Genomic DNA, 13,363 nt, shown 5'->3' on the forward strand with positions numbered 1-13,363 from the left:
GTATTCTTAATTAAGTACAAGGTGATCACGCCTTTTAATAGTTCATCATCTACACTTAAACCAGAACAAACAATTACATCATCTAAATCAGAGGCTAATTACAATAAGCATAAGGTATGTAATAGAAATTAAGCTATGCTATTTTTGAGTAGAAACTATAGTAATACTACTAATTTATTAAAAATGGACTGATCTAATTAAAGAGGATATATGTCAGAAGAGCAGCAACAAAAAACAGCAGATGAAAAAACTCAACTGACTCAGCCACTAAAAAAAGGGCTGGAAAAAGGATTACATGGTGGAAAAAAAGCCATCGGTATTGGGATAAAAATTAGTAATTTCATTACCAATATTCCTTTTATTGCACATCTTATTCGTGCCGCAGAGCGCTTCACTGATAGAATGGGAAATCAGTTTGGTGCCGCTATCACTTATTTCTCATTTTTATCATTAATCCCTGTATTAATGCTTTCCTTTGCCTGTGCCGGTTTTGTTTTAGCCTCAAATCCCGATTTGCTCGCTAAATTAATTACTGGTGTAGCAAATAGTATCGACGATCCAACATTGGCTGCAACCGTTCAACAAAGTATTGATACCGCTGTTCGTCAACGTACAACTGTCGGTTTAACGGGTTTAGCAATTGCACTTTATTCTGGTGTTAATTGGGTTGGTAACTTACGTCAGGCCATTTTGGCACAATCACGACTTGTTTGGGAAAGAAACAAAGAAGAGCAAGAAAAAATCTATTTCCGCTATTTCCGTGATTTCTTAGCGCTGATTGGCTTACTCTTTGCGTTAATTGTCACTATAACACTCACTTCTGTTGCGGGATCAGCCCAAAGAATGATTGTTCATACCTTAGGATTAGATGGCATTGAATGGTTAACGCCGGCATGGACAACCATCGGCCTAACAATCTCCATTACTGCAAACTATTTACTATTTTTGTGGATATTATGGATTTTACCTCGCCATCAACCTAAACGTATTTCTCTTATGAAAGGTACGCTTATCGCCGCCATTGGCTTTGAAATTTTAAAATCCGTAATGACATGGATGCTACCAAGAATAGCAAGCTCACCTTCAGGTGCCGCATTTGGTTCGGTAATAGGCTTAATGGCTTTCTTCTACTTTTTTGCTCGATTAACACTCTTTTGTGCCGCGTGGATCGCCACTGATGGTCCAAATATGCGTAAAGAACAGCTGACTGAAACGCAATCAACATCTTAATTTTATGATAAAACTACAATGGTTAATTCCCTGCATTAACCGTCTATCAATAACGTAATAAGGAAAAAAAATGCCATACGTTAATATTAAAATCACACGCGAAGGTGCAACTGCCGAACAAAAAGAACAACTTATTGCGGGTGCAACACAACTTTTGGTTGATGTCTTAGGCAAAAACCCAGCAACCACAGTCGTTGTGATCGATGAAGTAGAAACGGATAACTGGGGAATAGGCGGTAAAACCGTAACAGAATTACGAGCAGTGGCAAAAAATAAATAAAGAATAATTGCAGAATAAATAAAGGGTGCCAAGTACACCCTTTTTACTGATTTATTTTCCTGATAGATAAGGAAGTAACTATGGTTCAATCAATGACTGATGCTTTTCATGCCTTACCCTCAGCGAGTGCTATTTATATTACAGGTGCCGGCATTCAATACCCTTTTGGTATGGCACATGGATTTGCCGATGAAAGTACCCTGAAAAAATTAACTGTAGATACTCCTTTTCGGATCGCAAGCAATACAAAAACCTTTCTCGCAGCCGCTTTTTTACGTTTATGGGAACAAGATGCTCTGTCCCTTGATGATGACATAACTAAGTATTTAAGTACTAATTATCAACAGACATTATTAGAGCTAGGGTATGATCTTAACACTATCACATTGCGCCATTTATTAAGCCACAGCAGTGGTTTATTTGATCACGCAAATGAAGCTTACCTTGAGAAAGTCATAAATAGCCCCACCCATCAGTGGACTCGAGAAGAACAGATCGCGCATTATGCTCACCAAGGTTTTCCCATTATCCCTGCTGGAAAACGCTTTATTTATTCAGATACTGGATACATCTTATTAGGCGATATTCTTTCTCAATTTATGAGAAAAAATATGGCTACAGCAGTTCGTGAATTATTACATTTTCAAGACTTAGATTTACCCCAAACATGGTGGGAAGGTCTGGAGCCACAACCCATATCCAAGAAAACTCGCGCTAGACAATTTGCCGGGGAACATGAAGGTACTCACATTGATGCCTCAATGGATACTTTTGGTGGTGGAGGTCTTGTGATGACAACGCTTGAATTAGCTAAATTCACAGCAGATCTTTTTGAAGATAGAGTGTATGCACATCCATCCACCTTAAAAGAGATGAAATGGCAAGGCTCACATACTGGTGCTACAAATTATCGTTTAGGGTTGATGGCTGAAGAGACGAACTTAGGGACTCTTTATTATCATCTAGGTTATTGGGGTTCTGTTGCTTGTTATTTGCCTGAAAAACAAATTGCTATTGCAGGCTTTACAACTCAAAAAAATAACCGTGAAGCATTAACTGAAATAATTAAAGAAGCATTTAAACGCCTTTAATATTAAAAAAGCAAAAAGCCAAAAATGTATTAATAACACTTTTGGCTTTTTTAATTGTATAAACGCTAATTTTTTATATCAGCACAACGAATTATTTTATGGTTATTTCTTCGCCGGAGTTGTCACTGTAGGTGTTTCCACCGTTTTATTTGGTGCCGTATTAGCGGGTTCTGAAGCTGGTGTATTTACTACTTCTGGATGAACTTGCTTTTCAAATTGAATACGCAATTCACCTAAATTTACGGTCGGTGTTTCACCACTTTGCGTTAATACAAAAGTAATATCTTCAGACAATACTCTTGAAAGCTCCTGATTTAATGTTTCTTTAGTTAAACCGGCTAAAAATGCTTGGCGTAAACGTTGATATTGCTCAGGAGGAATATCAATAATATTGCTTTGTTGTGATAACAAACGCTGATTAATTAAAATAGCCGTACTTGTTTTTGCATAGCGGGCAAAAAGCTGTGTTAACTGAAGTTGTTTCTCTTGTTGAAGCTCTTTATATAACTCATCGCTAATGCCTTGATTACGCAAACGACCTAATTCTTCACCCACCCATGATGCTAACGCTGGAATATTTGCTGTCGCAGTATCAACATTCAAAGAACAACTGGCGCGCTGATATTGTACTCTGCAATCAATGTTAACTTGCGTACTGTCATTTTCTTTACGTTGTTCAAGGCTACGGCCTAAATGAACAAAGATCACTTCGCGTGCTAAATCACTTAACCAATATTTATTTAACGCATCAGAGTCTTTTACTGGCGACCAATCTAGATCCCAAATTAAAGAAATTTGATCTTTAGCTCGCATGGGCTCTTGTACATATAATGTTTCAGGCTTCATATCTGCCAACATCGGTACTGGAACAGGGGTAACTCGCTTTCCAGATAGCGATGAAAAGGCCTGATTAATACTTTCGGTCAATACTCGATTATCAACATTGCCAGTAATATAAAGCGTCATCATATCAGGGGTATACCAACGCTGTTGATAATCTGATAATTCTTTTGTATTAACTGACTGATTAACTGGCTTACCGGGATTGTGGCCTTTTAGATTAGATCCTTCAAGACGTGAGCGCCAAATAGGATCTTCAATATTAAGTGGAAATGTGGCAATAGGAAGTGGGGACTGAACAGCGTTACGGACTGCATTTTCAGTATATTGCGCTGGCTTAGCAATTCCCGCAAGCAATGCAAAAGCATCTTTTAATAGTTCAGGTTGGTTATTTGGCAGACTTAAATTATAAACCGTAAAATCGTATGAAACGATCATTGGCGGTAACGGATAATCTGGATCTAACGCATTTTTCCATAAGTTATCGCGCTTCTCTGGTGTCAGGCCTGTATTTTCTAATACATTGAGTTTAGACACCAAGGATGAAAAACCCGTTTCACTGCTTTTCTCTGATAAAGAACCTGTATTCACTAATAAACGAATTTGTATTCTATCATTAGGGCGTTGCGGTGTTTGTAAGATTTGCCACTGAAAACCATTTGCTAGTCGCCCTTCTTGCCAAGCAGGATCAGGCTGTAAAGCTTCGGCCTGAACTTGGCAAACAACAGCGCCAAACATAACGCTTCCCAATAAAATTCGTGTCATTACACCCTGCATGTGAACCTCTGTTTTATTAATCCTTGGTATTAAACCACTTATGAGGTTTAACAATAAGCGCCAAAAGACATGTTAGATGTTTGATGTCTATTTTTTGTATTATCATTCTTTGTCACCACAGAAACATGAAATGAAATCACTATAGTGATTAGACTCATTATGGCGTAAGAAGGTTCAGACCTTCGGCAATTTTTGATCAGATTTTTGATGATTATATCCTTTAACCAGCAAACCAATCTCATCATCACGATGTGATTCTGGACAAGATAAAGCAGAAACTTGGCTATCTTTATTAAGAGTAACGGCTATTTGGCGTAAAGGTTTCACCACAATACGATTGATACACCAGCTAATCGCAACCGTTAGAATAAGTCCCATTAACAGATATGTGGTTAACATTAGTGCGACAGTGTTGCTGGCAAAACGATAAAAACGGTTTGTGTCAGCCTGTAAAATAAGATAGCCGGTATAAGACTTATCATCTGTTGAAGTAATACCTAATGGCTGTAATGGAATAACAGCCTCAACAGGGATACCAAAAAGCCAGCTTGAGAAATCAGATACGTCTTTTTTGGGTGCAAAATCTAAGTTCATCACTTGAATATTCTCAGGTTGCATCACTATCGCTTTACCGAGGATACCCGTTGCTTTTAACCCAATTATCTGTTTTTTGGCATCATTTAAATCTGATCGTAACAATGCATCAGCAAGTGGTTGCTGGATACTGACACCCGCATTAAAAAGCTGATTTTGATAATCTTCACGGCGTTGATCTATCAAATAGACAAGTTGGATACTGATAAAAATAGCAATAGTCACCAACGTAACGCCCGCAACTGCGGCCATCTGTTTTATTGTTAATGAATGTTTAAGATGAGGTTTCATCATTGCTATTTCCAATATACATACTTGAACAGAGTGATTATACTGTATTTTTTAGATTATGTATCACCCTCAATAAAGAAAATAGCGCGATAAAAACTGTCTATCCATTAAAACTAAAGTAGATAAATATATAATTATTATTATTTGAGTATAGTTGTAAGATAAAAATAGTAAAATGAGATAAATACTGGGTTTCACTTTTTTAACCGCAATATTGCCATATTATTTTGATTATAGAATATATTTCACTAAAAAATACAATACCATGTAAATTTAAATCTATAAAAATCTTATTAAGATGTTAAAAACAAAAATAAAAGAATAATAATATTTTAATATATAAATATTTTTTATTTTTAATACCAGCACCACTTAATATTTTAAGAAATTCACATGAAATAACATTTAATATTTACTGAATCATAATAGGATTGTTTCATTTAGATTAGCTTAATATAATTAAAAAAAGGAGCAATATATTTTAATATATTGCTCCTCTTTGATTAAATATATTCTTTTTTATTTAAGGTGCTATGTTATCTTGCTCAACAGCAAAACAAGCAATAAGTTGGCCATTATAATCTTTTAAAGTTGGCTGTAATTGACTGCATGTCCCAAATGCACGGCGGCAACGTGCTGCAAAAGCACACCCTGGTGGTGGATTTAACGGGCTTGGCAATTCTCCTGTTAATTTAATACGTTCGCGTCTTAATTCAGGTGTTAATCTTGGCGTTGCTGATAACAAGGCTTGTGTATAAGGATGCTGAGGGTTTTCAAAAATTTGAGCCTTAGTACCTTTTTCTACACAACGTCCTAAATACATCACAATAACTTCATCTGCAATATGCTCAACAACGGAAAGGTCATGAGAAATAAAGACATAAGAAAGCCCCATATCCTGTTGAAGATCCATCATTAAATTTAGCACTTGAGCACGCACTGAAACATCGAGAGCAGAAACGGGTTCATCCGCCACCACAATATCCGGCTCAAGCATTAAACCACGAGCAATAGCAATACGCTGACGTTGACCACCAGAAAACATGTGGGGATATCGGCTATAATGCTCTGTTTTCAATCCCACTTTTGCCATCATTGATAATACTTTTTCTTTACGTTCAGATACGTTAAGTGTCGTATTGATCAAAAGTGGCTCTTCTAGAATTTGTCCCACCTTTTTACGGGGGTTTAATGATCCATAAGGATTTTGAAATACAATTTGGATCTTTTGGCGACGCAATTTCTCTGCTGATTTATCTTTGATCAACAGATTCTGCCCACGGTAAGAAAGCTCCCCTGAAGTGGGGATCTCAATCATGGTTAATAATCGACCTAATGTCGATTTTCCACATCCTGATTCGCCAACAATCGCCAAGGTTTTACCTCGCTCTAACTCAAATGAAACACCATCGAGCGCTTTCACTGTTTTCTCTTTTGAAAACAGCCCTCCTTTAACATTGTAATACTTGGCTAAATTGACCGCCTTTAATAAGGGAGTAGTGACATTTGGATTAACTTCAACCATGAGTAGGTCTCCCTGTATTATCTAACGGTGTATGACATTTCACGCGATGTGTTCCCAATTCTCTTAAAACAGGTTCTGTTTTATAGCATTCATCATGAGCATAAGGACAACGAGGATTAAGTAAACATCCCGTTGGTCTATCATAGCGACCTGGTACAACCCCAGATAATGAAGTTAATCGCGCTTTGTTGCTGGCAAATTCAGGTAATGCTCTTAATAGTGCCTGTGTATAAGGATGACGAGGTGATTTAAAAATTTCTGATGCCTTTCCTGATTCAACAACTTGCCCTGCATACATCACAATAATGGTGTCGGCGGCTTCTGCCACTAATGCTAAATCGTGAGTGATAAGCACTAGCGCCATATTTTCTTGCTTTTGTAAATCCAACAATAGTTCGATGATCTGCGCCTGAATAGTTACATCCAGAGCCGTTGTCGGTTCATCAGCAATCAATAACTTAGGGCGACAAGCAATCGCCATTGCAATCATCACTCGCTGGCTCATACCGCCAGAAAGTTGATGAGGATACACATCTAAACGTGAAGCAGGATCAGGAATACCCACCAACGTTAAAAGGTCGATAGCACGTTGTTTACGTGTTTTTCGGCTTCCACCTTGATGAACTTTCAATGCTTCCATGATTTGATAGCCAACCGTAAAACAGGGGTTTAGGCTGGTCATTGGATCTTGGAAAATCATTGCGACATCGGCTCCCACCAAATTACGTCGCTCTGATTCAGAGATTTTCATTAAATCTCTGCCATCAAAATAAAGCTCTTGAGCACTTACTCGCCCCGGAAAATCAATCAGCCCCATAATAGCCAGTGAGCTCACAGATTTACCTGAACCAGACTCTCCAACAATACCAACGACTTGCCCTTCTTCAACTTGATAGCTAATTCTGTCTACCGCTTTAAACGGAGTATCTTCATCACCAAAGTGAACCGATAATTGATTAATATTTAATAATGCCATCTTCTTACTCCGTTACTGCTTTAATTTCGGATCAAGCGCATCTCGTAAACCGTCACCCATTAAATTAAAGGCAAGCACAGTAAACAAAATAGCAAGACCAGGGAACGTCACAACCCACCATGCACTTTGTGTAAACTGCAACACGTCAGATAACATAGTTCCCCACTCAGGAGTTGGAGGCTGAGCGCCCATACCTAAAAAGCCCAATGCCGCCATATCTAAGATTGCATTAGAAAAACCTAAAGAAGCTTGAACAATTAAAGGCGCAAGACAGTTAGGTAAGATATTGATAAACATTTGGCGCATTGACCCCGCACCAGCAACGCGAGACGCAATAACATAGTCACGGTTTACTTCAATTAAAACAGCAGCTCGTGTTAATCGGACATAATGAGGTAAAGCAACAAAAGTCAGTGCAATAGACGCATTAACGATAGAAGGCCCAAAAATTGCTACCAGCACTAATGCCAATAATAAACTGGGTAATGCCAGCATAATATCGACCACTCGCATAATGCCGATATCCACAAGACCACCAAAATAACCTGCTGCTAGCCCTAGAATAATTCCTAAGATAAGTGACAGTACGACAACGATACAGCCAACTAATAATGAAAGACGAGCACCAAACATTAAGCGAGAAAGAATATCTCTGCCAACATCATCAGTACCTAGAATAAATTGCCAACTTCCCCCTTCTTGCCAAACAGGAGGCGCTAATAAGAAATCACGAAATTGCTCATTCGGTGCGTGAGGCGCAAGAAAGCCTGCAAATAACGCAATCAGCAACATAATTACGATATAAATTAATCCAACAACTGCGCCCTTATTTTGTTTAAAATAGTGCCAAAATTCTTGGAAGGGTGTCATGGGAGCCGGTGCATTGATGACCGGTGTAACTTTATTTTCAGTCATTATGCATTCCTTATTTTTTATGGCGAATACGTGGATTCACAATGCCATAAAGAACATCAACCAACAGATTGACAAAAATAATCATCGTTGCAATTACCAGCACACCACCTTGAACTACGGGGTAGTCTCGTCGTTGTAAGGCATCAATTAACCAGCGTCCTAATCCCGGCCATGAGAAGATGGTTTCTGTTAAGATTGCGCCAGCCAGCATTGTCCCAACTTGTAATCCAATAACAGTGACAACAGGCAACATCGCATTACGTAATGCGTGAATAAGAATGACGCGAGCACGGCTTAAGCCTTTTGCTCTTGCTGTACGAATATAATCTTCCCCTAATACTTCAAGCATTGAAGAGCGTGTCATACGCACGATAACCGCTAGAGGAATGGTTCCTAATACAATTGCAGGTAAAATAATATGATGGATAGCATCAATGAAATCCCCTTCTTCACCCCAAATAAAGGTATCAATTAGCATAAATCCGGTAAGAGGATTACTGTCATCTAAAAAGACACTATCAGCGAGACGTCCAGATACTGGCGTTAGGTCTAATTTTACAGACACCAGCATGATTAACATGATCCCCCACCAGAAAATTGGCATGGAATAACCTGCTAATGACACACTAATCGCAGTATGATCAAAGATAGAGCCACGTTTCACCGCAGCTAAAACGCCCACAGGAATACCGACTGAAACCGCAAAGATCATGGCACAAACGCCAAGTTCTAAAGTGGCTTTAAAACGAGGTAAAAATTCATCCCAGACAGGAATGCGGCTTTTTAATGAAATCCCCAAATCACCATGAAGAATACCATTTAGGTAATTAAGGTATTGTTGCCATAACGGTTTATCCAACCCTAACTCCGCCATTAAATAAGCATGGCGCTCTGGAGATAGACCACGCTCACCCGCCATAATCATTACCGGATCGCCGGGAATAAGATGTACGAAAATAAACGTAAGTAATGTAATTCCGATAAACGTAGGGATCACAAGTCCCAAACGTTGAAGGATAAATTGCAGCATATCCTAGTTCTCTTTTCAAACATCAGCTAAAAGATAGCGCTGATAAATCAGGAGAAAATCCCCTGCGCCCACAGTGTACTGAATGTATTCTTTATTATGGAATAGCGGTGCCTTTCATGAAGAAAGACACCGTACTTAAGTAAGGTATTGCTATTATTTCAGAGAGACATTCTCGAAGTGATGTTTACCTAATGGATCAACCACATAGTTCTCCACTTTTTTACTCACTGGCTCATATACCGTAGAGTGAGCAATAATTAGTGCAGGAGCTTGATCGTGCATAACGACTTGAGCTTGTTTATAAAGCTCGACACGTTTTTCATGATCTGACGCTACTCGCGCAGGCTGGATCAGATCTTCAAATGGCTTATAGCACCACTTAGAATAGTTTGAACCTTGCTCTTTCGCAGCACAGCTAAATAATGTCGCAAAGAAGTTATCTGGATCCCCATTATCCCCAGTCCAACCCATCATTACCGCTTGGTGTTCGCCGGATTTAGCACGTTTGAGATATTCACCCCACTCGTAACTTACAATTTTGGTTTTAACGCCAATTTTTTCCCAATCCGCTTGTACCATTTCAGCCATACGACGTGCATTTGGGTTATAAGGGCGTTGTACTGGCATTGCCCATAAATCGATAGTAAAGCCATCAGCAAGACCCGCTTCTTTTAGCAGTGCCTTGGCTTTTTCAGGGTTATATTCATAATCAACAATATCATCGTTATAACCCCACATTGTTGGTGGAATAAGATTTTTTGCTTTTTGGCCTGCACCTTGGTAAACCGCTTCAATAATCGCGTCTTTGTTCACAGCCATACTTAATGCTTGACGAACTTTTTGGTTATCTAGAGGTTTCTTCTCAACGTTAAACGAGATATAACCCACGTTTAAGCCCGGCTGTTCTAACAGATTGATATCGCTATTTTGTTTCATTTTCGCAATATCAGCAGGATTTGGGAAAGGCATCGCCTGACACTCACCTTTTTGCAATTTAGCATAACGCACAGAAGCATCAGGTGTAATAGAGAAAACTAAGCGATCAATGTCTGGCTTTTTACCCCAATATTGGTCATTTGCTTTATAAAGAATACGAGAATCTTTTTGATATTGTTGTAATTGGAAAGGCCCTGTACCAATAGGATCTAAATCTACTTTTTCAGGTGTTCCTGCTTTCATCATATTATCGGCATATTCCGCAGATAATATGGATGCAAAGTCCATTGCCATATCAGCAATAAAAGGCGCTTCTGAACGTGTTAAAACAAAACGAACGGTATGATCATCAACTTTTTCGATTTTCTCGATCATGTTGTTCATGTCCATTCCTGAAAAGTATTCGTAACTTCCGCCAGACACTTTATGGTAAGGATGTTGTGGGTCCATTTGACGCATAAACGTATACATTACGTCATCTGCGTTAAATTCACGGGTTGGCTTAAAGGTTTTGCTACTATGCCAACTCACGCCTTTACGTAAATGGAAGGTATACACCTTACCATCATCACTCACATCCCAACTTTCAGCGAGTCCTGGAATGATTTCCGTTGTACCCAATTTAAATTCAACTAAACGATCATAAATAGGTACCGAACTTGCGTCATAGGTTGTTCCTGAGGTAAATAGCTGAGGGTTAAATCCTTCAGGTGAACCTTCGGAGCAATATACTAATGTTTTTGCCTGCACACCCGCAGAAACAGCTAATGCAAGTAGCCCGATTGTTGCGGTTAAAATTCCTGTCTGTTTTTTGGAGCTTTTCATCATTACTCTCCGAAATTGTTCTGTTGTGTTTTGGCTTCCTGTTTAAAAACGGAATGCCTTTTTATTTTGTCATTGTTCAATTAACCAACTGTATCCCCTTACGTCAATAAGGGTCTACTCCGTAAAAAGAACAAGTTATAAACACAAATGAAACGAATATCGAACAAACTCAGAATAAAAAAATAAGTCTCTGACTAATATCTAGTCAATAAAACCACACATTAAGAAATCCTTAAGTGAAATGACTGTTTTAAAAAAAGCTATAATTTGTGATTAACCGCTTAAATATTGAACGAATATTTTGAAATGAAACAAAGAACTTGGTGCTTTATTCTGTTATGGAAGAAAAATAATCACCTTGCTAGAGGATCCTGATTTTAGTTTTGATCAGACAAATAGAGTGAAAAGTATTAATCTTTGCCTCTTAGCAAATCACTTAACTAGATAAGACCATGAAATTCAGTCTGTTATTAATGATTTTAATTCTTTCATAGTGAAAAATTTATATTCTTTAAGCATTATCAGAAGTTCTATCGCCCATAAAAAGTGGCATTGAAAGAAAATTTAAAGACATCTTTAGACTGTTTATTAAAATTATTAAAAACGTCTAAAATAATTTAATGCCTAAACAACTTTATAGGTCAGCGAAACCTACTGCATTTTTAGCCAATATTTATCTTGATTTGGAAAATATTTCCACAGCTCTCTGTTTCTGAACTGTATGGGAGTTTGGAATGCAAATAGAGATGAGATAGAAGTAAGGTTGATCGAGAGAAAACACCTTTTATGGTGAAATCAAAAATAAGAGTGAGGTATTTTTGGTAAGACTAAAACGACAAAACCCCGCTTTAAAAGCGGGGTTTCTTAATATGGTCGGCGAGAGAGGATTCGAACCTCCGACCCACTGGTCCCAAACCAGTTGCGCTACCAGGCTGCGCTACTCGCCGAAAACGAGGTGCATCTTACTGCCAGAAACCCACTGCGTCAATACTTTTTTAGTATCCCCTGACTGTTCGTATGGTTTTCAACCAAAACGCTTGATTTTTAACTTTTTTATCATAAAATCCACCCACTTTTAGCGTAACTATAACAATCGGCTTCTTCTATATTCTCTGCAAATTCTGTTTTTCTTTACATTGCTGATAAAAAACAAGAAAAAATAACAAATTTATTCGCTAATACTATCGTTTATTTTATATGCTTTTTATATAATTTACTTATGTCAAATAAGGTGGGTAGTTTAGAGAATGAAACAATGTTGGTGGAGCCTCGCATTACTCCTGTTGTTAACCACACTTCCAGCCCAAGCATCCACGGCACATGCTTGCCGAGTGTACTTTAAAGAAGCAGACAAATTTATTCAGTATATTTCTCAACGTGAGGATCTAAAGCATAATATACCTGAAATTAAAGGAAATTTTGAGCAAAGTAAAAAACAGATAATGGCAGCATCGCTAACAGAACAAAAAGTAATATGTGATAAAGAAATGCAAGAGCTTAATAGCCTTAATAAAATGTTTGGCCCTAAAGAAGAAACAGTATTAAATAAATAGCCCTATAAATAGTTAAACAAACAGATAATGACTAAATAGAATTACTTATTCATTATTTAGTCATTATTTTGATATTAATTCTTATTTTCATAATTATTATCTGCTGTTGTACTTTCTAATCTTTTTACTCGTTCTTTTGGTGAGTTATCACTTTTATCATCACTCTTGGTATAATAATCATAAGGCAGTAACAAAGTATCTAATACTGCACTAAAAGGAAAATCTAAAAGAACTAAGGGTTTCATTGCCCACCCTGTTTCATCATCTTTTAGCATTGCCATATTATTTTTTGTCCCTGAATAAAGCTCTTTATTGGGGCCAGCATGTGTCATAACGCTAGAACATCCCGTCAACAAGGTCATTAAAAATGTGATTAATGTTAAATTTTTACTCGTCTTTCTAAATATCATAGGGCACCTATAAAACAAGATCAGGAGTCAACACTTTTTATCATATAGTTAAACCTGTTTTCTCTTATAGGACAAGAGAAAGATGATATA

Annotated in this window: 12 protein-coding genes and 1 tRNA gene; 4 read left to right on the top strand and 9 right to left on the bottom strand. The window is 37.8% G+C overall.

Going from position 1 to position 13,363, the window contains the following annotated elements; all coding sequences use genetic code 11:
- The first annotated feature begins 210 nt into the window (after window positions 1-210).
- From yhjD to LW139_RS19255, 3 genes are all read left to right on the top strand, one after another.
- Window positions 211-1,230 carry an inner membrane protein YhjD gene (gene yhjD / locus LW139_RS19245; protein ID WP_109408943.1) on the top strand — a complete coding sequence of 340 codons (1,020 nt, stop codon included), beginning with the start codon at window positions 211-213 and terminating at the stop codon, window positions 1,228-1,230.
- 70 nt (window positions 1,231-1,300) lie between these two features.
- On the top strand, window positions 1,301-1,510 hold the full coding sequence (locus LW139_RS19250) for a 2-hydroxymuconate tautomerase family protein (RefSeq protein ID WP_109408944.1): 210 nt from the start codon (window positions 1,301-1,303) through the stop codon (window positions 1,508-1,510).
- Window positions 1,511-1,590: 80 nt separating this feature from the next.
- Window positions 1,591-2,601, top strand: coding sequence for a serine hydrolase domain-containing protein (locus LW139_RS19255; RefSeq protein WP_166539103.1), 1,011 nt, complete (start codon window positions 1,591-1,593; stop codon window positions 2,599-2,601).
- 102 nt (window positions 2,602-2,703) lie between these two features.
- Here LW139_RS19255 and LW139_RS19260 read toward each other — a convergent pair whose 3' ends face one another.
- The 8 genes from LW139_RS19260 to LW139_RS19295 all read right to left on the bottom strand — a co-directional run bounded on the left by LW139_RS19260 (window position 2,704) and on the right by LW139_RS19295 (window position 12,257).
- Complete coding sequence (locus tag LW139_RS19260; protein ID WP_227336145.1) at window positions 2,704-4,218, bottom strand: insulinase family protein; 1,515 nt, start codon at window positions 4,216-4,218, stop codon at window positions 2,704-2,706.
- Window positions 4,219-4,392: 174 nt separating this feature from the next.
- Window positions 4,393-5,103 carry a HAMP domain-containing protein gene (locus LW139_RS19265; RefSeq protein ID WP_109409039.1) on the bottom strand — a complete coding sequence of 237 codons (711 nt, stop codon included), beginning with the start codon at window positions 5,101-5,103 and terminating at the stop codon, window positions 4,393-4,395.
- A gap of 523 nt (window positions 5,104-5,626) precedes the next feature.
- A complete protein-coding gene (gene dppF, locus LW139_RS19270; protein WP_227336146.1) occupies window positions 5,627-6,628 on the bottom strand; it encodes a dipeptide ABC transporter ATP-binding subunit DppF in 1,002 nt (333 codons plus the stop codon).
- Window positions 6,621-7,604: a dipeptide ABC transporter ATP-binding protein gene (gene dppD / locus LW139_RS19275; protein WP_247850396.1), complete on the bottom strand. Its 984-nt coding sequence runs from the start codon at window positions 7,602-7,604 to the stop codon at window positions 6,621-6,623. The genes dppF and dppD overlap by 8 nt, the downstream gene beginning before the upstream one ends.
- A gap of 12 nt (window positions 7,605-7,616) precedes the next feature.
- The gene (gene dppC, locus LW139_RS19280; RefSeq protein WP_072068807.1) at window positions 7,617-8,519 is read right to left on the bottom strand and encodes a dipeptide ABC transporter permease DppC; all 903 of its coding nucleotides are present in this window, start codon (window positions 8,517-8,519) and stop codon (window positions 7,617-7,619) included.
- Window positions 8,520-8,529: 10 nt separating this feature from the next.
- Window positions 8,530-9,549, bottom strand: coding sequence for a dipeptide ABC transporter permease DppB (gene dppB / locus LW139_RS19285; protein ID WP_247850397.1), 1,020 nt, complete (start codon window positions 9,547-9,549; stop codon window positions 8,530-8,532).
- Window positions 9,550-9,702: 153 nt separating this feature from the next.
- Complete coding sequence (gene dppA, locus LW139_RS19290; RefSeq protein ID WP_166539107.1) at window positions 9,703-11,310, bottom strand: dipeptide ABC transporter periplasmic-binding protein DppA; 1,608 nt, start codon at window positions 11,308-11,310, stop codon at window positions 9,703-9,705.
- Between the two features lie 870 nt (window positions 11,311-12,180).
- A tRNA-Pro gene (locus LW139_RS19295) sits at window positions 12,181-12,257 on the bottom strand.
- A 300-nt stretch (window positions 12,258-12,557) separates the two neighbouring features.
- Between LW139_RS19295 and LW139_RS19300 the strand changes: the two genes are divergently transcribed.
- Entirely contained in the window at window positions 12,558-12,863 is a 306-nt protein-coding gene (locus LW139_RS19300) for a DUF5339 family protein (RefSeq protein ID WP_166539108.1), read from the top strand.
- Between the two features lie 74 nt (window positions 12,864-12,937).
- Here LW139_RS19300 and LW139_RS19305 read toward each other — a convergent pair whose 3' ends face one another.
- A complete protein-coding gene (locus tag LW139_RS19305) occupies window positions 12,938-13,273 on the bottom strand; it encodes a YceK/YidQ family lipoprotein (protein WP_208105078.1) in 336 nt (111 codons plus the stop codon).
- Between the last annotated feature and the right edge of the window lie 90 nt (window positions 13,274-13,363).

This window comes from Proteus vulgaris, from assembly GCF_023100685.1.
Taxonomy (GTDB): Bacteria; Pseudomonadota; Gammaproteobacteria; order Enterobacterales; family Enterobacteriaceae; genus Proteus.

Coding starts and splice junctions, on each gene's coding strand:
- dppA (WP_166539107.1), bottom strand. CDS start 11,310: ATGAAAAGCTCCAAAAAACAGACAGGAATTTTAACCGCAACAATCGGG.
- LW139_RS19300 (WP_166539108.1), top strand. CDS start 12,558: ATGAAACAATGTTGGTGGAGCCTCGCATTACTCCTGTTGTTAACCACA.
- LW139_RS19265 (WP_109409039.1), bottom strand. CDS start 5,103: ATGAAACCTCATCTTAAACATTCATTAACAATAAAACAGATGGCCGCA.
- LW139_RS19250 (WP_109408944.1), top strand. CDS start 1,301: ATGCCATACGTTAATATTAAAATCACACGCGAAGGTGCAACTGCCGAA.
- dppB (WP_247850397.1), bottom strand. CDS start 9,549: ATGCTGCAATTTATCCTTCAACGTTTGGGACTTGTGATCCCTACGTTT.
- yhjD (WP_109408943.1), top strand. CDS start 211: ATGTCAGAAGAGCAGCAACAAAAAACAGCAGATGAAAAAACTCAACTG.
- LW139_RS19305 (WP_208105078.1), bottom strand. CDS start 13,273: ATGATATTTAGAAAGACGAGTAAAAATTTAACATTAATCACATTTTTA.
- dppD (WP_247850396.1), bottom strand. CDS start 7,604: ATGGCATTATTAAATATTAATCAATTATCGGTTCACTTTGGTGATGAA.
- dppC (WP_072068807.1), bottom strand. CDS start 8,519: ATGACTGAAAATAAAGTTACACCGGTCATCAATGCACCGGCTCCCATG.
- dppF (WP_227336146.1), bottom strand. CDS start 6,628: ATGGTTGAAGTTAATCCAAATGTCACTACTCCCTTATTAAAGGCGGTC.
- LW139_RS19255 (WP_166539103.1), top strand. CDS start 1,591: ATGGTTCAATCAATGACTGATGCTTTTCATGCCTTACCCTCAGCGAGT.
- LW139_RS19260 (WP_227336145.1), bottom strand. CDS start 4,218: ATGCAGGGTGTAATGACACGAATTTTATTGGGAAGCGTTATGTTTGGC.